The following is a 26,834-nucleotide window of genomic DNA, read 5'->3' on the forward strand; positions in this document are numbered from 1 at the left end:
ATACTGTTTAAAAATAATATAGAACGGAGATATATAGAATGCACTCGCCTTCCAGATTCCGTCTGATTCTCTTATACAGTTTGTTTTTTTGGACAATCAGCAGTGTTGCAGAAGTGATTGTCGACGGTAGTTTAGGGCAGCAAACTGGATTAAATGCACCAAATTATCAAATTTCCGCTGTTTTAGGACAACAACAGGGTACAAATTTATTTCATAGCTTTTCCCAGTTTAATTTGCAACCTCATGAAACAGCCGTTTTTTTAGGGTCAGCAGATATTCAGCAAGTTATTAGTCGTGTGACTGGCGGTAATGCTTCTGTCATTGATGGGCGTATTACAACTAATATGGCAAATGCAAGTTTTTACTTTTTAAACCCTGCTGGGGTAATTTTTGGAGAACATGCCGTTCTAAACGTTCCCAATAGTTTTTATATCAGTACGGCGGATTATCTACAATTTACTGACCAACAAGTCTTTTTTACCCACCTTTCCCAAAATAGTCGTTTAACCACTGCCTCTCCGCTGGCTTTTGGCTTTCTTTCGGCAACGCCCGCGCCCATTACCGTTGATAATGGCTTATTATCCGTGCGTGCAGGGAAAACTTTAGGTTTAGTTGGTGGTGATATTTTTTTAAATAATAGTACTTTGTTTGCAACGGGGGGGCAGTTGGTATTCATTGCGACAAAGGCTGTGGGTACTGTGGGGCTGGGTATTAATGCACAGGAGCGTGTTGAGCATTGGGGAACGGTGCAAATAACGCGCTCAACAGGACAAATTCGCCCAACGTTGAGCAACGGCGTAGGGTTGGGGGATGTTGATGTCAGTGGTACGCAAAGTGGACAAATTTATATTCGTGCAGGGCAATTTATCGCAAGTAATGCTTATTTATTCGCGGATACGTATGGAAATGGTACGCAAGCAAGCGGTGTTTCTATTATTGCGGATGAGTCTATGCAACTCAGCCAACAATCGCGGATAACAGCGGATAAGTTCGGCACGGGCGGGCGAGGAGGCGATATTCAGTTGACGAGCGCGGATTTAACCTTAGTTGACCCTGATACGATTGTTCGGGCACGTTTACAGCGCAACAGTAGCGGACAAGCGGGTAATATTGTGATTCAAGCCGAGCGTGTACAGCTACACAATGGTGCAGGTATAGGTTCTGTGACAGCAGGCGATGGCAACAGTGGTAATATTGAAATTACTGCAAGTGAATTTATTGATATTCAACAACAAAGTGGGATTTCTGCCAGCAGTGAAAGCACATCGACAGGGTCAGCGGGTAATTTACTGATCGACGCGCCTCTGATTCAGTTAAATGAGCAAGGTGCTATTCTCAGTCTTGCGCGAGGAACGGGCGGTAGTGGCATTATTCAGATTCACGCTAACACATTACAACTAGACAATCAAAGTGGTATCAGCGTTGCTTTGGGTGAACAGGCAGATGGCGTAGCTGGGACGATTCAAGTAGAAGTCGCTGAATTAGTGATTAATCAAGGCAGTTTTATCGATAGCAGTACCTTGAGCGCAGGACAGGGGGGAACGATACGCATTAATGCAAGTGATTTTGTGCTGATACAGACAGAAACAGGCGATAAACTCAGTTTAATCAGTAGTAGCGCAGGACAATCAGGGGTATTAAACAGAGGAAATGGGGGGGCGATAGAAATCAATAGCCCTTATTTGCAAATCCTGCAAGGTGGACGAATTCAGTCTGCAACCTTTGTCGGCTCAACAGGACAAGCAGGTAGCATTGTCATACAGGCAGAACGTATTTTATTGAGCAAGGGGGGCGATATTATCGCGCCTAGCAGTGGCACAGGACATGGGGGCGAAATTGCAGTAACAGCCCACACAATCAATTTAGAAAAAAATAGTAAAATCAGTGTACAAAGTACGAGCACAGGTAATGCAGGCAATATTCAAATTCGCGCAGATGTTTTACAACTCACGGACAACAGCGTGATTACAACTGAAGCACGTACAGCGGGTGGCGGTAATATTTATTTAGAGATTAATCAATCGCTTTACTTACTAAACAGTCAAATAACCGCAGAAGCGACGGGCACAAAATCCACCGACCAAGGCGGAAATTTAAATATTGGTTTACGACACTCTCCACATTTTATGATTTTAAATCAGGGCACACTTCGTGCTAACGCTTTTGCAGGGCATGGGGGGAATATTCAAATTATTGCGGGTAATTTTATCGCTTCCAGTGACAGCCTGCTTGATGCCTCTTCCGCATTAGGCATTGATGGCACTATTCAAATTCGTGCCCCAGAAACGCAATTGCTTGGCGATATTGCCCTATTACCCAGTCATTATTTAAATGCCTCGCTTTCTTTACAAACGGCTTGCCAATTAGTGATTAATGACGTTGAAAACAGTAGCAGTTTTACGGTATTACCCACACAAGGCGTGCCATTATCACCCAATACAATTCGCCCGACACCAATAACCCATTAAAAGACAAAATTGATTTTATCATGACAAAAATATCCTGTTGTCATCATGAAATAACGTGAAATAATCGCAAAAAAACGTAAATAACAACGTCTTATTTCCCAATGGTGAAGTTAATCAAGCATAGACTTTATTATTGTGCAATCATCCCTGATACTTGATTATCTTTCTATACAATTCATCACCACAGAGATAAACTAAGCTGATATAAAGTAAAGAAATTATAATAAACTGTATTTATTAAATAATTAAGGTTATTAAGCATTATGAGTTCAAACTCTTCTAGTCTAAAAACCGATGAAGCAATTTTGTTTGCTGATGATGAGCAACACGAAAAGCAACAAACTGAAACATGGAAATTATTAGTTGTGGATGATGATCAATATATGCATCAAATCACACGACTTGTCTTAGATAAATTTACTTTTCAAAACAAATCACTAACAATTTTAAGTGCTTACTCAGGTATAGAAGCACAAGCAATATTGTCTCAACATTCTGATATTGCAATTATTTTATTAGATGTCGTGATGGAAACCCCAGACGCTGGACTTATCTTTGTAGAATATGTCCGCGAAACCTGCCGTAACCATTTTGCACAAATTATTTTACGCACAGGTCAACCAGGGTATGCGCCAGAAAAAGAAGTCATCAGCAAATATGAAATTAATTATTATGCGAATAAAACAGAATTAACCGCACAGAAATTATTTGCTTTAATTACCAGCTGCTTGCGGGCTTACAATAATATCATGACGTTAGAAGGATACAGACAGAATTTAGAGTTAATGGTGCAGGCTCGAGTGGGTGAATTGCGAGAAAAAAACGCCCAACTAATACAACTTAACCAAGAAAAAAATGAATTTTTAAGTATTACCGCCCATGATATTAAAAATCCACTTTCTAATATCAAAGTATATGCCGAAGAAATAGAAACTGATTATGACCGTTTACCCAAAAATGATGTTGTAAAATTCGCGCGATTAATTCGGCATAGCTCTCTACAAATGCTGAATCTGGTTAAAGATTTAATTGATGTCAACCGTATTGAATCAGGTGCAATGCCCTTTGCTTTTAGAAAAATGGATTTACTCCCCCTTGTCAACGCCCTGATTATGCAATATAAACGCCGTGCAGAAGAAAAAAATATTCAGATTAAATGTATTACTGATAAACCTAACTATCTGATTTATGCGGATGAAATCCGTGTACATCAAATTTTAGAAAACCTCATCTCCAACGCCGTTAAATATTCCCTACACCATAAACAAGTGACCATTTGTTTAAGCAGTCATAGTGACAAAGTACGCTGCACCGTTGCCGATGAAGGGCCGGGGCTTAGTAAAGAAGATCAACAAAAATTGTTCGGAAAGTTCACCCGTCTTACGCCTAAACCAACAGGCAATGAACACTCTTCAGGCTTAGGGCTATTTATCGTTAAAAAACTGACAGAAGCCCAGCAAGGGCAAGTTTGGTGTCAAAGTACGCTTAATCAGGGTTCACAGTTTATTGTAGAATTTAACCTCGATACTCAACCTATCACTCGATAAAACAGATTCATGGTTATGACTTTTTGCCGATGTACACGCCTACTACTCAGAGAGCACATCAGCAACGACTCCCTTTCACCGTCCCCGCCTATTGCCTAAAACATGTCCTCTCCCCATCCAACCCCATTTATTTTAAAAGACATTGTTCGAGAAAATCGCCTTTTTAAAAGCCGTCTCATCGTCGCATGGCTGTGCATGATGGTCGGTTTATCTCTCATCGTCACGCGCTTGGTATTTTTGCAAGTCATTAATCATGAACGCTATACCACACTGTCTGAAAAAAATCGCTTAAAAATTCTGCCATTACCGCCCACCCGTGGCTTAATTTATGACCGTAACGGCGTTGTGCTGGCAGAAAATCGCACCTCTTACACCCTTGAAGTTGTGCCTGAACAAGTAGAAGGGGATTTAGATGAAATGTTACAACGTCTTGGGCAAGTTGTGCGGATAGAACCCTCTGATATAGAACGCTTTAAACGACAATTAAAATTAAAACGGCGTTTTGATTCCATCCCTCTTCGTTTTCGCTTAACCGAATTAGAAGTTGCGAAATTTTCCGTACAACGCCACCGCTTTCAAGGAATTGATATTACAGCAAATCTAAGTCGTTACTATCCTTTAGGCAACACAGGTTCACATGTGATTGGCTATGTTGGACGTATTAGCGAACAAGAATTACAAAATATCGACCAATCTAATTACAGCGGTAGTGATTACATCGGTAAAACAGGGGTAGAAAAAACCTATGAAACAGAATTACATGGAAAAGTTGGTTTTCAACAAGTAGAAACTAATGTAACAGGGCGCGTTGTTCGCGTGTTAGAGCGCACCCCCCCAATACCGGGTAAAAATTTATATCTCAATATAGATATCAAATTACAAACTTATGCAGAACAAGTGCTTGCTAACGAGCGTGGGGCAATTGTTGCAATAGAACCTGATAAAGGGGCTATTTTAGCCCTTGCCAGTATGCCCAATTTTGACCCCAATCTATTTGTGAATGGCATTGATACTAAAACCTATCATGCACTGTTATACGCACCAGAACGTCCCTTATTTAATCGGGTCTTGCGTGGACAATATCCCCCTGGTTCTACCGTGAAAGCCTTTGTCGGATTAGCTGGTTTAGAATATGGATTACGCGCGGAAAACAGTCGCACATGGTGTCCAGGTTGGTTTAGTTTGCCTGATTATTCACACCGTTACCGCGATTGGAAAAAAAGCGGACATGGCTTTGTGAATTTCCGCCAAGCCGTTGAGCAATCCTGCGACGTTTATTTTTACTCCCTTGCCAATGACTTAGGCATAGACCGCCTACACAACTTTATGACCCGCTTCGGGTTTGGCAAACCAACAGGCATTGATATTGATGGGGAACTCAGTGGCTTAATGCCTTCACGAGAATGGAAACGTGATGTACGAAAAAGCGTTTGGTTTCCAGGGGAAACACTGATTGCAGGTATCGGACAAGGCTTTATGCTGGCAACCCCGATACAATTGGCTGTTGCAACAGCAACCTTAAGTATGCATGGACAAATCCGCCAACCTCGAGTTGTCTTTACGGTTGACGACACTAATACCAATGAAAGTGTCTTAGTCCGTGCCGAACCTAAAAATGCAATTACCTTAAAATATGACGAATATTGGCAATTAGGGATTGCAGGCATGGTTGATGTCGTGCATGGCAACCGTGGTACAGCCCGTAAAGTTGGTTTAGGCTCTGCCTATCGCTTTGCAGGGAAAACGGGCACAGCGCAAGTTGTGGGGATTAAACAAGATGAACGTTACGACGCGAAACGCTTAGAAAAACGCTTTCACGACCATGCACTTTTTGTTGCCTTTGCCCCTGTAGAAGACCCCCGCATTGCCGTTGCGGTGATTATAGAAAACGGTGGAAGCGGTAGCGGTACTGCGGCACCCATTGCCAAAAAAGTTATGGATTATTATTTACTGGGTTCTGCACCCACAGAGCCTGAAGAACCAACAGTTAAGAACACCGCACGCGGTGGCACTCGGCAAGAATAAATAACGCAGTGGGTGCTTAATACGTTATTTATAGCACCCATCTACCTTATTTAACCTGAGTTCGGCGAGTTTTATAAAGTAAAACAGAGACCTGCTAGGTTTTCAAAACCTCGCAGGTCTTTTTTTGTCTGAATCAGAATTCACAGAATTTTCAGAATTAGCAGAATTAAAAACAATTAAAAACATAATTTTTTATTCTTTTAATTTTCTTGTCTTTTTAATTCTGAAAATTCTGTTAATTCTGAAAATTCTGATTCAGACAAACTGTTGTCTTTTTAAAAGAAATTCGCCGAACTCAGGTTATTTAACTCTTCACTGCGTCACATCCTGCTAATAACGCAATAGCACTGCAATATAAACATCTTATACTATTCAGAAATCTAATAACGGTAAATCTGATGATATCTAAAGGCGTTACAGCGTTAGCCATCATAAAAATCTTGACAATCTAATTTTTATTGATTACTGTTTGAATTAATCGCTTGTTGCAATGCACAAAAAGTTAAGATTTATCATTTCAAACAGTTTATTGCACAAAATAAAGATTTTTTATGGTTATTTGTAAATTCTTATGTCATAAATAATACCCCTTTCTCCCCGCATGGATAATGCCGTAAAGGCTTTATGATATAGAAATTTACTGGTGAGCTAAGTCGTTTATTCTTTAAGAGGTTTTTTTATCCATGCCTATGCAGTTCAAAAACTGGTCTGAACTTAACAAAAATGCATTTTTGTCAGTCCAACAATTTGCAGACTTACAAAATACTTTTTTTAAAAACCTGACTCAAAAGCAATTAGATATGGTTGGGTTATATATGGAAAGTGGTGCAAAACAGCTGCGTGCTTTTAGCGAAGTTAAAGATTTTTCGCATGTTTTTACAAAACAGTTTGCAGTGTTAAACGAGGTCAATCAAAGCCTTTTAAACCACTATCAGTCCATTTTAAAAATGATTGTTGACTTACAAGTGGACTTTACCAAGTTAGCCGAACAAAGTTATAGACAATCCAGTCAGTTAACGGAAGAAAAGATTAAGGCAGTTTTAACGGTTGCTGATAAAGCAGTGGAGAAATCAGCAGAAACCGTGCAAAAAACAGCGGACGTGATAACAACCGCAACAGCTAATGTAGTAGCTCCTATTGTAGAAACTGTCACCGCAGTAGAAAAAACTATTGTTGAAACAGTTGAAACCGTGGTAGAAACGCCTGTTGCACAAGCAGAGACTGTAACCCAAACTTCTTTATTGATTGATGAAAAAACAGATACTCCCGCAGTAGAAAAAACTATCGTTGAAACAGTAAAAACTGTGGTAGAAACCTCTGTTGCACAAGCAGAGACTGCAACCCAAACCTCTTTATTGGTTGATGAAAAACCAGAAACTCCCGCAGCGGTGGCAAGCCCTGTTAAAAAAGTAGTTTCTCCAAAAGCACGAAGCCACGCCGCAAAATCCACGGCAAAAAAACGTCCTTCTCCGTCTAAACCTGTCTAAATCTTATTTATTTTTGCGAGGTGAATTTCATGTCAGAAAATCTACAACAATGGTCAGGATTGAATAAAAACACGATCGATTCTTTTCAACAGTTTGCAGAAATCAACCGTAATTTGTTCACTGGTTTAGCACAGCAACAAATGAATTTAATTAGTCTTTATATGGAAAGTGGCACTAAATATATGGAAGCCATCAGCCAAGCAAAAAATTTTCAAGATGTTTTAAGTGCGCAATCAACCGCGTTTGAAGAGTTTAATCGGAAAGTGCTGGAAAACTTCCGTACTACGATGGAAATGATGGTGGGTGTTAAAACGCAATTAGTTTCTCTCGCAGAACAAAATACCAAGGATGTTGCAGGGTTTAATCCTATTCTTAAGTTAGTGAAGTAAGGTAAACACACGGTTAGTCAATCGTATTTATTTTGCTAGCTTCTTATTCATACAAGGTGATTGAAATGCAAGAACAAATTCAGAAATGGTCTGAACTAAGCAACAAAGCGTTTGCAACTGCAAAGAAATTCGCCGCCATTAATCATGATTTGGTTGTCCACTTAACACAACAGCAAATTGAATTGCTTGGTATTTATACAGAAGCTGGTAGCCAACAGTTAAAATCTTTTGGTGCAGCGAAAGATGTAGAAAGTATTGTTGTCGCACAATCTGGCTTGATTGAGAGTTTTAGTAGCCGTTTATTTCATAACTACCGTGTCACTGTTGAATTAATGTTAGATGTGAAAGGTCAGTTTGTTGATTTAACCGAAAAAACGTTTAAAGAAGCGATTGAAACTTATCCAGTAACGATTAAAAATTAAGTGATTTATTGTTAATGGGTACAGAAACCTACAAGCAACGTAAAGTGTTTGTAGGTTTTTTTATGTCTTCTTAATTTCGCGTGTTCCGACAGACCTGCTAGGTTTTCAAAACCTAGCAGGTCTTTTTTTGTCTGAATCAGAATTCACAGAATTTTCAGAATTAGCAGAATTAAAAAGCGTGATTCGCATTAATTTCTTGGTTTAAGGGGTTTAAATCCTGTGAATTCTGAAAATCCTGATTCAGACAAGCTGTTGTCTTTTTAAAAGAATCTCGCCGAACTCAGGTTACAAATAACTCCATAAAGCCTGCCCTGTAATCAGCACAACTGATTGTTCAAACCATTGCGCGAGAAAATAGGGAATTGCTAACCCTAACCATAAGACTAGCCCTAGTTGTAATAAAACAGGGAGCATATTGGCATGAACGGCAATTTGTTTTGCAGGTGCTTCTCCATAAATCATGGGTTGAACATGTTTAAATAAGCCCGCAAACGCAACACCTAAGCCGATAGCTAAAAAAGGCGTAAGCCATGGATAGTCTTTTAGTGTTGCACTAATGAGTATGAATTCACTGACAAAAACCCCAAAAGGAGGGAAGCCTGCAATGGCGGCTGTTCCTAACAGTAAAGCCCATGCAAGACTGGGTTGTGTACGCATTAGTCCACGTATTTTGTCTAATTGTTGCGACCCAGCAATGTGGGTGGCGTGTCCTACGGTAATGAATATTGCTGATTTGGTTAGTGCGTGTACTGTCATATGTAACAACGCGCCAAACGTGGCAAGTGGTGTACCCAAGCCAAAGGCAAAGGTCATCAGCCCCATATGTTCAATCGATGAGTAACTGTACAGTCGCTTAATATCTCGTTGTCTATGCAGGAAAAATGCAGCAACCAGAAAAGAGAGTAAGCCAAATCCCATCATTAAATGACTCGCCATATCTGTTTTTAACGAACCATCCACAATGATTTTAATGCGGACTAATGCGTATAACGCCACATTGAGTAATAAGCCTGATAAAACAGCGGACATCGGCGTAGGGCCTTCTGAATGGGCATCGGGCAACCAGTTATGTAGGGGAACTAGCCCAACTTTTGTGCCATAACCAACGAGTAAAAAAACAAAGGCAATGCTTAAAACCGTTGGTTCTAGTTGTGAGGCATAGCCTTGTAGGACTGTCCATGAAAGTGCATCGTGATGGTCAACAACGACTTTTTCAGCGGCAAAGTAAAGTAAGACTGTCCCAAATAAGGCTTGTGCAATACCAACGCCGCAGAGAATAAAGTATTTCCAAGCTGCTTCAATTGATTCTGGGGTGCGGTACAAACTAACTAGTAACACGGTCGACAATGTAGCAGCTTCCATCGCAACCCACAGTAAGCCCAAATTATTTGTTGTCAATGCGAGTAACATAGCAAAAATAAAGGCTTGATACATGGTGTGATACAAGCGCATCCGTAACGGGGTAATACGCCCTTTTTGCACTTCGTAACGCATGTAAGGACGGGAAAAAATTGCGGTATTCATCCCGACAAAGGTTGTTAGGGTCACTAGATAAATATTAAAAGCATCGACAAAGAAAAATTGATTCTCTGTTACAAAACTGCCAACTTGTAGAATATCTATAACAAGCCAAAGAGAAGCGAGAAAATTAGCACTGGCAATGAATATATTAAGCCAACCCGCACCGCGTTTATGTCCCATGATAGCCAGTAATAGTGCGCCAATAAGTGGAATCACTAAGACTAGATTGAGCGATAAAATATTCACACACACCTCACCATTGGCTTGTTTATAAAAAAACGCACATTCTTAATTTAAAGCGTAAATGACAAATAACTAAGAGACTGTATTATAAATTTTTGGCAGCATAAGGGCTAATTTTGTAGAAGTACAATGAGTTTGTCTGTTGTATAACAGGATAAAAAATGATGTATTTAATGGGAAGTAAAGACTTGGCAAGTTTCTTGAATAAGTATTTAACGAGTGGTATAGCTCCTGAATCTTTTCGGAGGGGTACAAAGTAGATTTTATTTGTCCCCTCCTTTTTTCTTAGCGCAAATAGGTTTACCTTTCCCAGCTATCCGTTATACTGGACAGTGTCATTTATTGTATTATCCTGCCCTTGTTTCTTTATAAAATCAACCGTGTGAAAGGCTTATGTTTATTCTAAAGGCACTGAATAAGCTCACTGTCTTGCTCATTCTTATTGCTGTTCATGGCTGGGCGATTTGGCAGTTTTTGGGGAATTTTCAAACAACTACTACACCGATTGTTATCACACCTCATAAACAGGAAAAAGTGTTTAATGTCCACTTGATTCATCCTGTTAAAACAGTAACTGTAAATCAAACAAGCACATCATCATCCATACCAACAACCCCCACTGTTTTATCAGCCGTCTCTACAGCAATAGAACAACCTCAACCGTTGTCAGACCCTTCACTGTTATCAACAATTCAGCCAATATCTGCTATTCATGTAACAAAACCACTGGTTACATCGCCAAAATCATCAGTATCAGTAAAAGAAAAATCCATCGTCAATGCAGATAGAACAGTATCAACACAGAAACCTGTGGTAAAAACGCCTATTAAATCCGTACAAAAGCTTGCCACTAACCCTGTTAAACAAGCTGTAACCACAACAGAACATTCTAAAACAGATTCATCTAAAGCGGCAAAATTGATGAATACCGTTGACAAAGTGACGACGGAAAATCATCCAGCTGTCAATTCTTCACCTGTAATGCCAACAGGGCTAAGTCTATGGGCAAAATATAAAACCGATGCACTCCCAGAAAGTGACAGCGACAGTAGTTATGTAACCGCAGATTATCAAGCCGAGTCCTTACATAATCCTAAACCCATTTATCCCCCCTTATCACGAAAAAATAATGAACAAGGCACGGTATTAGTCCATGTACTCGTCAATACATCAGGCTATGCAGAAAAAGCTGAGATTAAACAAAGTAGTTATTTTAACCGTCTTGACCAAGCCGCCTATGAGGCAGTGATGCGTTGGCGTTATATTCCTGCAAAACGGGCGGGTAAAAATATTGAAGAATGGATTACGATTCCAATTAAATGGGAACTACGCTAAAAGGACAAACAAATGCCTCACTTTGGATTTAATGAGTTTTTACAACATATTGCAGACAATCAAATTGCATTAAGTATCTTGGGCTTACTCGTCCTTATGTCAATTTTATCGTGGTATCTCATCATCACGAAATTATTAAAACTCTGGTTTACCTATATCCAAGTGCATCGTTTTCAACATTTTTTTAACAACGTCATTACATTAGAAGAATTAATTCAATGGTTAGCAACCCATAAAGCCAAAGACCCCTTTTCGCGGCTTGCACTTCAAGGCGTGATTGCCGCAGCCCATCATGCAGAATTTGTCACCCAACGTTCAGGCACGATTTGCAGCCAAAGCGAATTTATTACACGGGCAATGCGTCGCGTAATGAATGCAGAACATGAAAAACTCAACGCAGGCTTAAGCATCTTAGCCAGCATCAGCAGTACCGCACCTTTTGTCGGACTACTAGGAACAGTCATTGGCATTTATGGCGCGTTGATGTCCATCAGTGCACAAGGAAATGCCAGTTTAGAAACCGTTGCCGCCCCCGTTGGCGAAGCCTTAATTATGACGGCTATCGGGTTAGCGGTGGCAATTCCTGCTGTTTTAGGCTACAACGCACTGATTCGTGGCAATAGAAGCCTTTTTAACGAACTCGATGGCTTTGCACACGACTTATATGCCTACCTCAATACAGGCGTAAAAATAGAACAAACACAATTAGAAGCCCTACTCCCACCCAAAACAGACGAAAAACTGCACCCAGAAACGACATACCAAGCTAACACGATTGCAACTGAACCCCCTCCTCCTCCATCGTTAGACACATCCCCTAAATAGATTTTCAGGTATTTATCAAACAATATTCTCACCCATGTCCCCTTGAAACACACTTGATAAATCCTACCACTAGCCATAATATGTCAGACTAGAAAATACCTAGCTAAGTGACAACATCACGTCATTTATTTGCTGTATAACCCTGTTTTTACATTCGGTTTAAGGAGTGAGTCAGACCATGAAAAGTACCATCTTACTGATAATTACCAACATTGCCGTTGTTGTCCTGCTCAGTATTGTCGCCTCCATTTTTGGCGCAAATCAAACAACTTTATCAGGACTTATCATTTTTGCCTTTATCTTTGGGATGGGGGGTGCGTTTATCTCCCTCGCCATATCAAAATGGAGTGCAAAAACCATGATGGGGGCTGAAGTCATTGAAAGCCCTAGGAACAGTACAGAACAATGGTTAATCGAAACCGTACAACGTCAAGCACAAAAATCGGGTATTGGAATGCCTGAAGTTGCTATATACGATTCACCTGACATGAACGCTTTTGCAACAGGAATGAATCGGAATAACGCGCTAGTTGCGGTGAGTACAGGATTACTCAATGGCATGAACCGTGATGAAGTAGAAGCAGTTTTAGCACACGAAGTCAGCCACGTTGCTAACGGAGACATGGTTGCCTTAACCCTCGTACAAGGCGTGGTTAACACCTTCGTCATTCTCTTAGCCCGTCTAGTTGGACACTTTGTTGATGGACTATTTCGTGGTGAAGACGAAGAAAGTTCTGGGCCTGGTTTAGGCTACTTTATTACCAGCATTATCGCTGAAATTGTCTTTGGTATCCTTGCGATGCCTATCGTCATGTGGTTCTCACGGCTACGCGAATTCCGCGCAGATGCAGGGGCAGCCCGTTTAGAAGGGGCAAACAAAATGATTCACGCCTTACAACGCTTACAACAAGCACATACAGGCGAAATGCCCGCACAAATGAGCGCATTTGGCATACACAGCAGCCAATCTGTTGGTCTCATTCAACAATTATTCTCTAGCCATCCTAGCATTGATGATCGTATTGAAGCCCTAAGACAACAAGCATAATCCAAGTTTTTTAAATAAAAAAACCTGCTAGATTTTCAAAACCTAGCAGGTTTTTTATTGTTTAAACGCATTAAAAAATTAATGATGGTGAGCAATCAATTATCCGCTGTTTTTACTCCACAAAAATATCACCTAACTCAATTTTTAATTCAGGAAAAAGCGTTGGCGTTGCAATTTCATCCTCGGCATACATCGCAACTAATTGATATTTTGCCGTCTCAGGATTTAATACGAATTGATAAACAGCTTGCTCATAGGGATACACAAGCCAATACTCAGTTACGCCACTTTCTTCATACAATTCATACTTTAAACGCATTTCCTTTTTTGAATTACCCTTAGATAAAATCTCGATAATCCAATCAGGCGCACCATTACACCCCTGTTCTGTCAACTTCTCAGGGTCACAAATCACACATAAATCAGGCTGTACAACGCTGTAAACTTCACGGTCAGACAACTGCGATTTTCGACTGTCATACAGTTTGACATCAAAAGGGGCAACAAATAGCTCACACTTTTGTTTGTACAAAAACTGATTGATTTTCTGAGAAAGTTCACGGGAAATCCGCTGATGTTTTAAATTCGGCGCGGGCGACATTAACATAATATGTCCCTTGATTAACTCCACCGCATCATCAAATTTCCACGTTAAATAATCCGCATAACTATAACGTCTGCTTAAATCGAGCTGAGAAAAATTAGTAATCATCGTCATTGGTTTTACCCCTTAAGTGCAGACAAAAAACATTGCATATTTTTCATTACAAGAACCCAAGTATGGCGAGATTTTTAAAAAAGATACATGTTTTACTCTTGTCTGATGAATCCTTTTCGTGTGCCCCGACAGACCTACTAGGTTTTCAAAACCTAGTAGGTCTCTGTTTTATAAATCTCGCCGAACTCAGGTTAGTTTAAACATTCATCATGACAACAAATTAAGACATAAACCCATGTTCACGCAGAAAATTTTCACTAATTCCACTTGCTTCAGGGTCTGCCGCTTTTTGACCGAGCATTAAGCGTTCTAAATAACGCGCAATGACATCAACCTCTAAATTCACGGCTTGACCAACCTGTAAATATTTCCACGTTGTCATCTGTGCAGTATGCGGGACGATGTTCACCGTAAATTCTGCACCTATCACCCGATTCACGGTTAAACTAATACCATCTAAGCAAATAGAGCCTTTTTCAGCGATATATTTCGCCAATTCCGCAGGGGCTTGGATATGAATCCGCAATGACCGCCCGTCGTTATAGCATTGGCTGACTGTGCCGACACCGTCCACATGTCCTGCGACAATATGCCCCCCTAATGGCGTTTGCGGGGTTAAGGCTTTTTCTAAATTAACAGGGCTACCCGTATGTAAATTGCCTAATGTCGTGCGCGAAAGGGTTTCGCCCGATACATCCGCCCAAAAACCATCAGGCATTAAGGTCACAGCGGTTAAGCAAACCCCATTCACGGCGATGCTATCGCCAATATTGACATCCGCCAGCGGTAACGCCCCTGTATTGATGTAAAAACGTGCATCCACGCCTGTTTTCTCGATTTGGGCAATTTTGCCGACGGTTTGTATAATGCCTGTAAACATAGTTTTTTAATCTAATCAGTGTTTAATAAAGTCAAAAATGGATTTTAATGGTTTGAATCAGGATTTTTACCGTTTAGCAGTTTAATCCTACTTAATCCTGAAAATTCAGTGAATCTTGATGCAAACCATTTATTCAATCGATTGAATCCCCCAGATTTCGCGGGCATATTCATTAATAGTGCGGTCACTGGAAAATTTCCCCATACGTGCCACATTTAAAATAGCTTTCTTTGCCCAATGTGGTTTACTGCCGAAATCGGTCAGAACTTGCGCTTGTGTTTGAATATAGCTATCTAAATCAGCAAGATGATAATAGCGGTCATTAAACATAATGGTGTCAAAAATAGGTTTAAACAAACCACTTTCACGCGGACAAAAACGGTCAGTGTTAATCGCATCCATGACGCGACGAATCATGGGATTATGGTGATAATAATCCCATGATTTATAAGAGCCTAGCCGTTGCATTCTGGCAATATCATCGACTTTTAGACCGAAAATATAAATATTTTCCGCACCCACTTCTTCCCGAATTTCCACATTTGCGCCGTCTAGCGTACCGATAGTTAACGCGCCATTCATGGCAAACTTCATATTGCCTGTGCCTGAGGCTTCCATCCCAGCGGTTGAAATTTGTTCACTTAAATCCGCAGCAGGAATAATTTTTTCAGCCAATGACACTTTATAGTCACGCATAAAAATCACGTTTAACATGCCTCTAACACGCGGGTCGTGGTTAATTACTTCAGCAAGGTTGTTGATTAAATTAATAATTAACTTTGCCATAAAATAACCCGGTGCGGCTTTTCCTGCAAAAATATAAACTTTGGGATGTGGTAAGACGACACCATCTTCAACAATAGATAAGTATTGGTGAATGATGTGCATGGCGTTTAATAACTGGCGTTTATATTCATGCAATCGCTTGATTTGAATATCAAATAAAGCGTCTGGATTGAGAATCACGCGGATTTCTTCGGCGATTAACGTTGCCAAGCGTTGCTTATTTGTCCGTTTAATGTGTAAAAAAGCGGCTTGAAATTCGCTATCTTCACAAAAAGCTTCTAAATCGCGTAATTGTGATAAGTCTGTTGTCCATTGCGTGCCTATCGTTTGTGTAATTAATTCTGCAAGTGCGGGATTGGCATTGAGTAGCCAACGGCGTGGAGTCACGCCATTGGTTTTATTATTAAAACGTTCAGGGAAATATTCGTAAAAATCGGGGACTAAATTCTTTTTTACTAAATCGGAATGAATCGCTGCGACACCGTTAATAGAATGGCTACCGATAATCGCTAAATTTGCCATACGGACTTGCTTATCATCGCCCTCTTCAATAATCGACATGCGTTGTAAACGTCCGACATCACTGGGATATTGTAGTGCGACTTGTTGCAAAAAGCGGTGATTGATTTCGTAGATAATTTGCAAATGACGCGGTAAAACGTGTTCGAGCAAGGCAACTGACCATTTTTCTAAGGCTTCTGGCAATAAGGTATGATTGGTATAACCGCACATGCTCACCGTCATTTCCCACGCTTTTTTCCAACTAAAATCATACTCATCAGTTAATGTGCGCATTAATTCAGCAATGGCAAGCGCGGGGTGGGTATCATTGAGTTGAAAGGCAACTTTATCGGCTAAATTGTCTAAACGATGATATTTTTCGCGGTGAATGCGGATAACATCACGAATTGCGCAAGCGATAAAGAAATATTCTTGAATTAAGCGTAATTCTTTACCGACACGCACTTGGTCGGAGGGGTAAAGCACTTTCGAGATATTTTCTGAAGAGATTTTTTGCTCAACGGCTTTGATGTAATCCCCTGCATTGAATAAATTCATATCGAATTCATCAGAAGACATTGCTGAGTATAAACGCAGATAATTCACAGTATTACCGCTATACCCAACAATTGGCATATCATGCGGTACGCCAATTAAAACCTTCCAATCGACCCATGTTGGCAACATTTTCCCCGCACGGTCACGGGTTTGCACCACACGCCCATATAAGGGGATAAAACAGGCATAATCTTGTCGTTCAATTAACCACGGTGTATCACGAATTAGCCAATGGTCAGGCTTTTCAACCTGCTTACCAGCAATAATATCTTGTTTAAACAAGCCGTATTCGTAATTAATTCCATAACCATAACCTGGCATGTCTAACGTGGCTAAGGAATCGAGAAAACACGCCGCAAGCCGTCCAAGCCCGCCGTTACCTAAAGCGGCATCGAGTTCTACTTCTAATAATTCATCAAAGTCCACATTAAACGCTTGCACGGCTTGGCGACAAATATCATAAAGCCCCAAATTATATAAATTATTTGCCAGTGACCGCCCAACTAAGAACTCCATTGACAGATAATACAGCCGTTTCGCTTCCTGCTGTGCATAACGCTGTTCTGTTAAAAACATTTTATCTAACATAAAATTGCGCGTTGCTAATCCAACCGCCATGAATAAATCATGCAGTGATGCTTGCGTTGGTTGCACACCGAGGGAATAACTTAAATGTTGCCGAATGGCATCGACAAAGGTTTGAATATCGGGCTTGGACATGGTGGTTTTATAAATCCGCGTTGAAAATTGTTGTTTTTGGCGAAGTAGCGCGTAATACGTTTTTTAAAATCATGTTTCTAGTGCTGACGAAATGCGGGCAGGATTCATTTTAGTTTGATTTATCTTAGACACGCTGACAAGTTTTACCTATTTTTTTGCCATTTTTTTGCCGACTTTTGCGTGTATAAGGGGATAAACAAAAAGGCTTGCAAGATATCGCTCGTCGTCTATGATGTTGTTAATTTCTCACATGAATAGGATAGGTAGGCAACCAGATGAAAAAATTACAACTTGTTTCTTTTCTCTTTTCTCTTATCCTGATAAATTCTCTTTATGCGACATCAAGTTATCAAATAAATAGCACCGCTGATTTATGGCAAGTTGCAGGACAAATGCGAACTGATGCGACTGTTACACGTCAACAAATTCTTTTAGGCTTATTACAGACTAACCCTGATGTATTTATTTATCCTTGCAATGTTTTTTCTATTAAATTAGGGTCAAGCGTGAATGTTCCTGATGAAGCAACCTTGCAACAAATCGACCGTATTTCTGCTATTCAACAAATTGGGCAACAAATTTTAGCGTGGGATGACCATCTCTCAGGACGTGCGACGCTACCGTGTGAGGCAGTGATAAATACTGCGGAAACATCTGCAAATACTGAAACTGTCGCACCTGTTGAAACCGCTACGCCTGCACCTAGCACCACAGAAACAGCTCCAGAAGCCAGCACAACACCAACAGAAACCAAAGAAACCAGCGCGGAAAAACCTGCAAATAACGAAACTGTCGCACCTGCACCCAGTACGACAGAAATAATGCCCGCTGTGAGTGCTACTCCCGTAGAAAACAGTGTGGAAAAACCTATAAATAATGAAGTAGTTGCCCCTGTTGCGACCAGCGCAACGCCTGCACCCATTACTACCCCATCAGCCGCAGAAACAGATAAAACAACAGTTGCTGTAAAAAAAGAAGTCGTTGCATTAAAACCATATACACCAGCCCCATTTAAACCAGCAACGCCCCCCAGTGAAGTCACAACTGAAGAAACGCCATTTGCTCAGGTTTTAACCCAAATAACCCAATTTTTTACCGTGCGCAGTAACGAACAATTTACAGACAAACAGCAATACTATTTAAAACAAATGTTTCTATTCTTGTTTTATGCTTTTATCTTAGCGTTTGTTTTGCGTCTCATTTTTATCATTAAACGCTATTTTCGCCAACAGACTGAAAAACGCTTAATGTTGAAAAAACAAGCGATTATTCAACCAATATAAGATTTTTTATCAACTATCCATCCTGTTCATGGAGATTTTTATGTTACCCATGCAAGTTAAAGAAATGATTGAAGACGGCTTACCAAATGCTATCGTTGAAGTACATAGCGAAGACGGTAGCCACTTTGAAGCAATTGTCGTGAGCGAAGCGTTTACTAATTTATCAATGGTAAAACAACATCAAGCCGTTTATGCCCTGTTAGATGATGCCATTAAAATGAATGCTATCCATGCGTTAGCATTAAAAACCTACACCCCAGAATCTTGGGAAAAAGCAAAGAAATCACAATTAGCCTAACAAGTTGCATAAATGGATAAATTATTGATTGCTGGCGGTAATCCCTTAAATGGTGAAATCCGCATTTCTGGTGCGAAAAACGCGGCTTTACCCATTCTTGCCGCAACATTGCTGACTGAAGACACTGTTCATTTAAGTAATGTTCCACATTTACAAGATATTACTACCATGATGAGCCTACTTGGTCGCATGGGGGTTGAACTAGTTTTAGATGAAAAAATGCACATCGACATCAATAGTCGCCGTGTGCATACCTATACCGCACCGTATGAGTTAGTCAAAACCATGCGGGCATCGATTTTAGTGCTAGGGCCTTTAGTTGCACGTTTTGGAGAGGCAACCGTCTCTTTACCGGGTGGCTGTGCGATAGGTGCGCGTCCTGTGAATTTACACATTGCAGGGCTGGAAGCGATGGGCGCAGATGTGCGTGTCGATGGCGGTTATGTGATAGCCAAAGCCAAACGCTTAAAAGGTGCGACGTTATATCTCGATTTAGTCACGGTTACAGGCACTGAAAATTTAATGATGGCGGCAACGCTCGCAGAGGGCGAAACCATTATCGAAAATGCGGCGCGTGAACCTGAAGTAGTGGATTTAGCCAAATGCTTAATTCAAATGGGGGCAGACATTGAGGGCGCAGGCACTGACACCATTCGGATTGTGGGCAAAGAACGCTTACACGGCACGACTTACACCGTTTTACCTGACCGTATTGAAACAGGTACATATTTAGTCGCGGCAGCAATGACGGGCGGAAAAGTTAAGTTAAAAGACACTTCTGCTAAATTACTCGACGCGGTTTTAATTAAACTCCGTGAAGCAGGGGCAACGATTACGACAGGCGACAACTGGATAGAATTAGATATGCAAGGTCGTCGCCCTAAAGCGGTGAGCATTCACACCGCACCCTATCCCGCTTTCCCAACGGACATGCAAGCGCAATTCATGGCGTTAAACGCTGTTGCTGATGGCGTTAGCACTTTAACCGAAACGATTTTTGAAAATCGCTTTATGCACGTTTCTGAACTGCAACGTTTAGGCGCGAAAATTGTGATTGAAGGTAATACCGCGATTATCACAGGAACGGAGCAACTGACCGCAGCACCCGTGATGGCGACTGATTTACGCGCATCGGCAAGTCTTGTACTGGCGGGTTTAGTCGCGGATGGTGAAACATTGGTCGATAGAATTTATCACATCGACCGAGGCTATGAACGGATTGAGGAAAAACTCACGCAATTGGGTGCAAGTATTCGCCGAGTGTCGAGATAACTGATTATGTTAAAAATTGCTTTATCGAAAGGGCGGATTTTTAAGGAAACATTACCGTTATTAGCCCATGCGGGCATTATTCCCGTTGATGACCCTGACACCTCACGTAAATTGATTTTAGATACTAATCAATCTGATGTGCAGTTAGTGATTATTCGCGCAACCGATGTGCCGACTTATGTCGAATATGGCGCGGCTGATATTGGCGTTGCGGGTAAAGATGTGTTGATGGAATACGGCGGAGAAGAATTGTACGAACCTGTAGATTTACAAATTGCGCGTTGTCGTCTGATGGTTGCAGGCTTCGCAAATACAATTCCACACCATAAACGGTTACGCATTGCGACGAAGTATATTAACTGTACACAACGTTATTATGCAGAGCGGGGCGAACAGGTAGAAGTCATTAAACTGTATGGTTCTATGGAACTTGCGCCCTTAGTTGGTTTAGCGGATAGAATTGTGGATGTGGTTGATACGGGGAATACCTTGCGGGCGAATGGCTTAGAACCACTAGAACACATTGCTGATATTAGTTCGCGCTTAGTCGTGAATAAGGCAACGATGAAGATGAAACATACACAAGTAAAAGCGTTTATTGCGAAAATTCAAGAAGCAGTGAATCAAAGAAACGCTTAAATTCTCTTGGGGGTATAAATACAGGGGGTATTGCAGCATTTGCATTATCCCCTTTTTTATTCGATAAAAAATATATAGTAAACGTACTATAACCTGAGTTCTGCGAGTTTCTTTTAAAAAAGACAACAGCTTGTCTGAATCAGGATTTTCAGGATTAACAGAATTTAAAACCCTTAAACCAAAAAACTAACGTGAACCATGCTTTTCAATCCTGCTAATCCTGATTCAGACAAAAGAAATTCGCCAAACTCAGGTTAAAAAGCAAAGTTTGATGTTGTGATTAACAATTGTTTATGGCTTAAATAACGTACAAGGGTTTTTATCTTTGATGCCTCATGCTATCCAGCATAGAAAATACTATGAGCAACAACCGTTAAGAGATGAATGCTATGATGAAATGGTTTAGAAATCTAACAATTAGTACAAAGCTAATCTTTTTTGTTGTTTTACTCATTGGGGCGAGTTTGGGCGGCATTTCCTTAATCTCAGGTTATCAAGTTCAGCAATTATCTGAGGAACAAACCGCCGTTATTGCACGTGAAACAGCTTACCATTACGCAACCTTGATGCAAGTACAACTTGAAAAAAATCTTAATCAAATACGAGTTTTAGCACGGTTAATAGAAACTTTACAACAAGGACAGACAGGTATTAATCGTGAGCAGGTTAATGCTTTATTAAAAAATACCTTACAAAGTGAGGCTGAGTTAGTGGGTATTTATGCCGCGTTTGAGCCTAATGCATTTGATGGTAACGATAAGCCATTTAGTAACGTATTAGGGAATAGTGCAACAGGGCGTTTTCTGCCGTACTGGTTAAGAAATGAAAAAAATGAATTAGTTATGCGCTCACTCACACTAGAACAACCTTTAGAAACCGCTGAGTTTTATAGTGTGCCCAAGAATAAACGACATGAGTTTATTACAGAACCTTATCTCTACACGAATCCCATCACGAAACAATCAGAATTTATCACGGCGTTATCTGTTCCTCTTTTTAATCAAAATCAAGTTTTTATCGGTGTAATTGGTGTCTTTGTACCCTTACAAAGTTTGCAAGATACGGTGCAGGAACTAACCGTTGAAGGGTCTAATACAGCTTATGTTACTGTTTATTCTAGTGCTGGAATTGTTGTTGCCAGTAAAAACGGGGAAAATTTTGGCAAACCCATTCGCGAAGTCACTTTTAGCGAGGTGTATATACAAGCAGTTTTAAAAAATAAAGCTTTTATGCTCTATCGTTTTTCTAAACTTTTGCAAGAAATGATATTAAGTTACGGCGCAGAAATTCATATTGGTCAAACCCAAATAACTTGGGTTGTTAGCATTAATATTCCTATGTCAGAACTTTTTAAACCACTGATACGCCTCTACGTTGTTTCTGCCATTGTCGGTATCACAACCTTGTTACTGGCTCTTTTACTTATCTACTGGTTAGCCAACGAAATCGCAACCCCGTTACATAAAGCCGTAAAGATTTCTCAAGCCATCGCAGTAGGACGTTTAGATAACGAGATTGAACCAAAAAGCACGGATGAAACAGGACAACTCTTGCAAGCCTTTAAAATCATGCAAACTCAATTGCATCAGAAAATAGTAGAAGACAAACATATTGCTGATGAAGCTCTACGGATTAATGAAGCGTTAGATAATGTTTCTACAGGGGTTTTAATTGCAGATAATAATTATCGAATTATCTACGTGAATAATGCAGCACAACGCTTTTTTAAACAAAATGAAACGACACTAAAACAATTTTTACCTAGTTTTAATGCAAATGCTGTAGTTGGACAATTAATTGATATCTATCATAAGAATCCAACGAAACAACGGCAAATTCTCGCTAATATGACTCAGGGATATGCCCAAGATATACGCATAGGTTCGATGACAGCTTCGCTCAATATTAATATTGTGATTAATAAATCAGGTGAAAAACTTGGTTGGGTTTTAGAATGGCGTGACCGAACAACAGAAGTAATGATGGAGGAAGAATTAAAAACGGTTGTATCAGCAGCTTCTACAGGACAATTTGATAAACGCATACAATTAACTGATAAAAATGGATTTTTCCGCAATATTGGTGAAACTTTAAATCAAGCCTTGCACTATAATCAGCAAATGATTAGCGAATTAATACGTGTCTTTTCAGCCGTTGCTCAAGGAGATTTAACTCAACAGATACAACGTGACTATGCAGGCGATTTACAATTATTAAAAACCGATGTAAATGCCACGATTCAACAACTGATTCAAGTTATGTATCAAATTCAACAATCAGCAGATACCGTCAGTGCTGCCAGTCAAACCATCTCCGCAGGCAATCAAAACTTAAGCCAACGCACTGAACAACAAGCCGCTGCCCTAGAAGAAACTGCCGCCAGCATTGAAGAAATTACAGGCACTATTCAACAAAACGCCGAAAATGCACAACGTGCCAAACTACTTGCTACAGAAGCCCAAAACGCCGCTCAACAAGGCGGTGCTGTGATGCAAACAGCCATCAAAACCATGCAGCAAATTAATCAAAGTAGTAAACAAATTTCTGATATTATTAGCGTTATTGACGAAATTGCCTTTCAAACTAATTTACTTGCCCTCAATGCTGCTGTAGAAGCCGCACGTGCGGGCGAACATGGGCGCGGATTTGCCGTTGTCGCCACCGAAGTGCGCAACCTAGCCCAACGTAGCGCAATTGCAGCGAAAGAAATTAAACAATTGATACAACAAAGTGTGCAACAAATAGAAGAGGGCACAACACGTGTTAATGAATCGGGCAAGATGCTAGAACGCATTGTTATTTCAGTGAGCCATGTAAACAATATTGTTGCTGAAATCTCTGCCGCCTGTTTAGAACAAGCATCAGGAATTCAACAAATCAATAAAGCCATCGCCCAAATGGATGAAATGACTCAACAAAATGCGGTATTAGTAGAAGAAGCCACGACTGCGAGCGCAGAAATGCAAAATCAAGCCACTGATTTAAAAAATAGTATCGCATTTTTCAAAACACTATAAATCAGCAAAAAGGCAAGAAATATCCGTTAGCTCTCATGCTTATTACATGCTTATTAATAAAATTTATCCCAACGTCGGATTGATATTGTTACAATGTGAAGTACATCAGACCTCATGTTTTTATAATCTCCATTTATTCTTGTTTCATTAACCAGAATCATTAAGGAATCACACGATGACAACAAAAAAATTACGTCATTGGGTAGGTACGCCAATACTACTTGGCAGTTTTATCCTGTTTGCGGGTTGCTCCTCAAAACAACCCCCAACAGAGAAAATGGCGACAACAGAAGCATTTATTCTCAATGCGCAAACCAAAGATGCACGGGACTACGTCGAACTGCGTCAAGCACAAGACAAATTAGAGCAAGCAAAAGCCGCTGTTCAACAAAAAGAATATGACGTTGCGGAACGCTTAGCCGATCAAGCCCTGATGGATGCCAAATTAGCCGAAGCGAAAGCAGAAGCCGCATCTTCCCGTAAAGCTGCGGTAGAAATGCAAAAAAGCATTGATACCTTAAAACGTGAAGTTGACCGCGCAACGCGCTAATGGTCTGAGCAGATTAGGAGAATACTCATGCTAAAAATCAATCGTTCTACGCTATTGGTAAAACCCCTTGTTGGTGCGGTGATGTTAGCCCTTGCGGGTTGTGGTGGCGTTGCAGAAAAAGACAGCATTCTTGCGGATGCCCGTAGTGCCTACATGCAAGCAAAAGGTAACAGCGATGTTGCAAAATTAGCACAATTAGAATTGTATGATGCTGAAAAAGCACTACAAAAAGCAGAGAGTGCCGACAATGCAACCGATATGAAGCAACTGGCATACTTAGCAAAACGCCAATCTGAAATTGCTTTAGCCCTTGGCGAAGCAAAAGTTGCAAAAGCTGAAGTCGACAAACTATCAGGCGCGAAGAGTGACGTTGTTATCTCCTCCCGCGAAAAAGAAGCCGAAAAAGCCCGTTTAGCCGCCGAAGCGAAAGCCCAAGAAGCCGAAGCCGCTAAAAAACGCTTAGAAGCTGAAATGGAAAGAACCAAGGCATTACAAGCACAATTATCTGAATTACAAGGTAAACAAACCGATAAAGGCTTAGTATTAACCTTAGGCGATGTGCTATTTGAAACCAACAAAGCGGAATTAATGGCAGGTGGTTTAAGCAATATCGACAAAATTGCTGTATTTTTACAACAAAATACAGACAGAAATATATTAGTTGAAGGACACACAGACAGCGTCGGTAGTGACCAATACAACTTAACCTTATCTGAACGCCGTGCGGATTCTGTCCGTTTTGCCCTCATACAACGCGGGGTTGCCTCTAATCGGATTTTAGCTCGTGGTTTTGGTAAAACTCGCCCTGTCGCCAGCAATGACACTGCAACAGGTCGCCAACAAAATCGTCGCGTTGAAATCACCATTTTAAATGCAGGTGAAGTATTACGCTAACTTTACTATAGTTTTTAAATCTGGCAAAACTCAGGTTAAATAAAAACCCGTTACAATATTTGTTGTAACGGGTTTTTAATTTTCTTGATGGGACAGTGGCAGAATTATTTCAGTTGTTGTGTGCCTTGCCCTTGAGATTGCTGTTGTAATTGTGCCGCACGGTTTTGGTCAACCGTAATTTTGATTTCTACGCGACGATTTTGTGCTTTACCTGCGGCGGTTGAATTAGAGGCAATCGGCATTGATTCACCGTAACCAACTGAGCTTAAGCTAGAAATACCGAGATTTTTTCTACGTAGGTATAATTCTACGGAAGAAGCGCGACGGTCAGAGAGAGCTTTATTATATTCGTCAGTGCCATCGCTATCGGTATGACCTTCAATACTCACGACGTTTTCAGGATATTTAGAAAACACTTGGGCTAACTCGTCCAATTTGATGGCTTCGCTGGGTTTAATCTCAGATTTATCCCAATCAAATAGGATTTTCATGCGGGCTTCGATTTTTTGTTGTTCTTGGTCATAATTGACGTTTTCAACACCAGGCACTTTTTCCAGTTCTTCTGTTTGTTGACTCATGCGTTGCCCAATAAACGCGCCTAGCATTGTTCCTGCAACTGCACCGATAATCGCGCCTTCTTTCTTATTTCCTGATTGGTGTCCAATCACACCGCCAAGTACGCCTCCAGCAACTGCACCAACCCCTGCCCCGACACCAACATTTTTGGTTTGTGTGCTAGCACCGCATCCAGACAGAATAAATGCAGAAATTAGTGTTACTGTGACAATTTTTGTCAGTTTCATAAAAACCTCAAGTGATAAATGTAGAGAGTGAAACCGTTATTGTAATGGGTTTTACTCGTTTTACTGAATGATGATGCATTATCCATTGATAAAATGGTTAACATAGCGTTATAGCCTGTTGCTTTATTTTTATGGCATCAACATAGCTATAACCTTCATTCCTAAGGGCGTTTTTGCCGTTATTTTCAATTGACGGCTACTTATGGTCTGATAATGCAATTCTATGACCAAGTCGGGTATCCCTAGCACGTCACCGCCACGCTCTGCCCATTCAAAAACGCAAATAGCGGTTTCTGCAAGGTAGTCATGTATTCCCATAAATTCTAGTTCTTCAGGGTCTGCTAAACGGTATAAATCAAAGTGATAAACTTGATGTTCAGGTAAATGATAGGGTTCAACAAGGGTATAAGTAGGACTTTTGACGATACCTTGATGTCCTAATGCGGTGATAAAACCACGCATTAATGTTGTTTTACCCGCACCCAGTTCGCCAATGAGATGGATATGTAAACGGTTAGGACAGTGTAAAGCTATCTGTTTTCCCCATGCTTCCATTATCTCGGGCGTGGATATGTGTTGTGTAATAACCATGCGTGTTGACTCTA

General features: G+C 40.6%; 22 protein-coding genes. 16 read left to right on the top strand and 6 right to left on the bottom strand.

The features are described 5' to 3' along the window. Positions 1-38: 38 nt before the first annotated feature. The 6 genes from BEGALDRAFT_RS03515 to BEGALDRAFT_RS03540 all read left to right on the top strand — a co-directional run bounded on the left by BEGALDRAFT_RS03515 (position 39) and on the right by BEGALDRAFT_RS03540 (position 8,338). Positions 39-2,468, top strand: a complete 2,430-nt coding sequence (locus BEGALDRAFT_RS03515) for a two-partner secretion domain-containing protein (RefSeq protein ID WP_002683704.1) — start codon at positions 39-41, stop codon at positions 2,466-2,468. Between the two features lie 263 nt (positions 2,469-2,731). After that, on the top strand, positions 2,732-4,015 hold the full coding sequence (locus BEGALDRAFT_RS03520) for an ATP-binding response regulator (RefSeq protein WP_002683705.1): 1,284 nt from the start codon (positions 2,732-2,734) through the stop codon (positions 4,013-4,015). Between the two features lie 102 nt (positions 4,016-4,117). Further along, complete coding sequence (gene mrdA, locus BEGALDRAFT_RS03525) at positions 4,118-6,040, top strand: penicillin-binding protein 2 (protein WP_002683706.1); 1,923 nt, start codon at positions 4,118-4,120, stop codon at positions 6,038-6,040. A gap of 683 nt (positions 6,041-6,723) precedes the next feature. Continuing rightward, complete coding sequence (locus BEGALDRAFT_RS03530) at positions 6,724-7,527, top strand: phasin family protein (protein ID WP_002683707.1); 804 nt, start codon at positions 6,724-6,726, stop codon at positions 7,525-7,527. Between the two features lie 29 nt (positions 7,528-7,556). Then, a complete protein-coding gene (locus BEGALDRAFT_RS03535) occupies positions 7,557-7,916 on the top strand; it encodes a phasin family protein (protein ID WP_002683709.1) in 360 nt (119 codons plus the stop codon). Positions 7,917-7,981: 65 nt separating this feature from the next. Further along, entirely contained in the window at positions 7,982-8,338 is a 357-nt protein-coding gene (locus BEGALDRAFT_RS03540) for a phasin family protein (RefSeq protein WP_002683711.1), read from the top strand. A gap of 285 nt (positions 8,339-8,623) precedes the next feature. On the opposite strand, the gene BEGALDRAFT_RS03545 is transcribed toward BEGALDRAFT_RS03540, so the two are convergent. Beyond that, the gene (locus BEGALDRAFT_RS03545; RefSeq protein WP_002683713.1) at positions 8,624-10,105 is read right to left on the bottom strand and encodes a hydrogenase 4 subunit F; all 1,482 of its coding nucleotides are present in this window, start codon (positions 10,103-10,105) and stop codon (positions 8,624-8,626) included. 390 nt (positions 10,106-10,495) lie between these two features. On the opposite strand from BEGALDRAFT_RS03545, the gene BEGALDRAFT_RS17820 reads away from it, so the two are divergent. From BEGALDRAFT_RS17820 to htpX, 3 genes are all read left to right on the top strand, one after another. Beyond that, positions 10,496-11,437, top strand: coding sequence for an energy transducer TonB (locus tag BEGALDRAFT_RS17820; protein WP_002683715.1), 942 nt, complete (start codon positions 10,496-10,498; stop codon positions 11,435-11,437). A gap of 12 nt (positions 11,438-11,449) precedes the next feature. Then, positions 11,450-12,262 carry a MotA/TolQ/ExbB proton channel family protein gene (locus tag BEGALDRAFT_RS03555; RefSeq protein ID WP_002683717.1) on the top strand — a complete coding sequence of 271 codons (813 nt, stop codon included), beginning with the start codon at positions 11,450-11,452 and terminating at the stop codon, positions 12,260-12,262. A gap of 178 nt (positions 12,263-12,440) precedes the next feature. Continuing rightward, entirely contained in the window at positions 12,441-13,310 is an 870-nt protein-coding gene (gene htpX / locus BEGALDRAFT_RS03560) for a protease HtpX (RefSeq protein ID WP_002683719.1), read from the top strand. A gap of 112 nt (positions 13,311-13,422) precedes the next feature. Here the strand turns inward: htpX and BEGALDRAFT_RS03565 are convergent, their stop codons facing one another. The 3 genes from BEGALDRAFT_RS03565 to BEGALDRAFT_RS03575 all read right to left on the bottom strand — a co-directional run bounded on the left by BEGALDRAFT_RS03565 (position 13,423) and on the right by BEGALDRAFT_RS03575 (position 17,473). Beyond that, positions 13,423-14,028, bottom strand: coding sequence for a Uma2 family endonuclease (locus BEGALDRAFT_RS03565; protein WP_002683721.1), 606 nt, complete (start codon positions 14,026-14,028; stop codon positions 13,423-13,425). A gap of 220 nt (positions 14,029-14,248) precedes the next feature. Continuing rightward, complete coding sequence (locus BEGALDRAFT_RS03570) at positions 14,249-14,908, bottom strand: riboflavin synthase (protein ID WP_002683722.1); 660 nt, start codon at positions 14,906-14,908, stop codon at positions 14,249-14,251. Between the two features lie 129 nt (positions 14,909-15,037). Continuing rightward, on the bottom strand, positions 15,038-17,473 hold the full coding sequence (locus BEGALDRAFT_RS03575; RefSeq protein ID WP_002683725.1) for a glycogen/starch/alpha-glucan phosphorylase: 2,436 nt from the start codon (positions 17,471-17,473) through the stop codon (positions 15,038-15,040). 275 nt (positions 17,474-17,748) lie between these two features. Here BEGALDRAFT_RS03575 and BEGALDRAFT_RS03580 point away from each other — a divergent pair, with 275 nt between their 5' ends. The 7 genes from BEGALDRAFT_RS03580 (at position 17,749) to BEGALDRAFT_RS03610 (ending at position 25,426) form a co-directional block, all read left to right on the top strand. Next, positions 17,749-18,756, top strand: a complete 1,008-nt coding sequence (locus BEGALDRAFT_RS03580; protein WP_002683726.1) for a type IV pilus assembly protein FimV — start codon at positions 17,749-17,751, stop codon at positions 18,754-18,756. 40 nt (positions 18,757-18,796) lie between these two features. After that, positions 18,797-19,054, top strand: a complete 258-nt coding sequence (locus BEGALDRAFT_RS03585; RefSeq protein WP_002683728.1) for a BolA family protein — start codon at positions 18,797-18,799, stop codon at positions 19,052-19,054. A gap of 12 nt (positions 19,055-19,066) precedes the next feature. After that, a complete protein-coding gene (gene murA, locus BEGALDRAFT_RS03590; RefSeq protein WP_002683730.1) occupies positions 19,067-20,326 on the top strand; it encodes a UDP-N-acetylglucosamine 1-carboxyvinyltransferase in 1,260 nt (419 codons plus the stop codon). A gap of 6 nt (positions 20,327-20,332) precedes the next feature. Continuing rightward, the gene (hisG, locus tag BEGALDRAFT_RS03595; RefSeq protein ID WP_002683731.1) at positions 20,333-20,965 is read left to right on the top strand and encodes an ATP phosphoribosyltransferase; all 633 of its coding nucleotides are present in this window, start codon (positions 20,333-20,335) and stop codon (positions 20,963-20,965) included. Between the two features lie 389 nt (positions 20,966-21,354). Continuing rightward, on the top strand, positions 21,355-23,982 hold the full coding sequence (locus BEGALDRAFT_RS03600) for a methyl-accepting chemotaxis protein (RefSeq protein WP_002683733.1): 2,628 nt from the start codon (positions 21,355-21,357) through the stop codon (positions 23,980-23,982). A 175-nt stretch (positions 23,983-24,157) separates the two neighbouring features. Then, the gene (locus BEGALDRAFT_RS03605) at positions 24,158-24,532 is read left to right on the top strand and encodes a DUF4398 domain-containing protein (protein WP_002683735.1); all 375 of its coding nucleotides are present in this window, start codon (positions 24,158-24,160) and stop codon (positions 24,530-24,532) included. 27 nt (positions 24,533-24,559) lie between these two features. Next, positions 24,560-25,426 (top strand): OmpA family protein, encoded by an 867-nt coding sequence (locus BEGALDRAFT_RS03610; RefSeq protein ID WP_002683737.1) that lies wholly within the window; start codon positions 24,560-24,562, stop codon positions 25,424-25,426. A 104-nt stretch (positions 25,427-25,530) separates the two neighbouring features. On the opposite strand, the gene BEGALDRAFT_RS03615 is transcribed toward BEGALDRAFT_RS03610, so the two are convergent. Together BEGALDRAFT_RS03615 and tsaE are read right to left on the bottom strand one after the other, a co-directional pair. Then, positions 25,531-26,229 carry an OmpA family protein gene (locus tag BEGALDRAFT_RS03615; protein WP_002683738.1) on the bottom strand — a complete coding sequence of 233 codons (699 nt, stop codon included), beginning with the start codon at positions 26,227-26,229 and terminating at the stop codon, positions 25,531-25,533. 129 nt (positions 26,230-26,358) lie between these two features. Continuing rightward, positions 26,359-26,820 carry a tRNA (adenosine(37)-N6)-threonylcarbamoyltransferase complex ATPase subunit type 1 TsaE gene (gene tsaE, locus BEGALDRAFT_RS03620; RefSeq protein ID WP_002683741.1) on the bottom strand — a complete coding sequence of 154 codons (462 nt, stop codon included), beginning with the start codon at positions 26,818-26,820 and terminating at the stop codon, positions 26,359-26,361. Positions 26,821-26,834 lie beyond the last annotated feature (14 nt).

Origin of the sequence: Beggiatoa alba B18LD (assembly GCF_000245015.1) — a bacterium.
GTDB lineage: Bacteria > Pseudomonadota > Gammaproteobacteria > Beggiatoales > Beggiatoaceae > Beggiatoa > Beggiatoa alba.